Raw genomic sequence first — 605 nt, forward strand, 5'->3', positions numbered from 1 at the left:
GACGTGATGGAAGAGCAGGCGCGACGGGCGCACGTGCAATCCAACGCGCGGCGCAAGCGTGAGGGCAAGAAGCCAATCCCATTCGTGCCGCCGTTCTCGATCGGTCAACAGGAGATGGGGCGCGAGTATGCGAGGCTCGTCGAGCGATGCGAGGCCGCGGGCGTAAAGTGCTCGTCGCTCGAAACGGTCGGCGGTGGCGGTGGCGACGCGGACGCCCGCGAAGCGGCGATCATCCATGATCTGCAGCGCTTGCGACTTCTACGCCGTCGGATTGGGGACGGCCTTGCCCGCGAAGTCCGCCGACATCGGCCGAGTGCGACGGGCACCAAGCGGACTGCCATCCGCGTCATGTGCCTTGTGGACGCGGTCTGCCTCGGCGACCTGACCCTCGACGGTGTCTTCGCGAAGTATGGATGGGGCAAGGCGGATGCGCAGATGCGCGCAGAGCTCCGGAGCGCCTTATGTGGTGCGCTCGACAGGATGCGGGGCTTCGACCTTGCCCGACCGCAAGATGCGGCTTGACAGTTAACCTCGCCGGATCCATCACTTGTGACATCATCAGGAAGTGCGCCCGGGGCAGAGATGCCGCCGGGCGCAACTCGTTC

1 pseudogene is annotated in these 605 nt (G+C 66.0%); it reads left to right on the forward strand.

What is annotated here, in order from left to right:
* A pseudogene (locus tag RISW2_RS25260) lies at positions 1-522 on the forward strand (hypothetical protein); the annotation flags it as partial.
* Between the last annotated feature and the right edge of the window lie 83 nt (positions 523-605).

The sequence above is a fragment of the Roseivivax isoporae LMG 25204 genome, from assembly GCF_000521865.1.
GTDB lineage: Bacteria > Pseudomonadota > Alphaproteobacteria > Rhodobacterales > Rhodobacteraceae > Roseivivax > Roseivivax isoporae.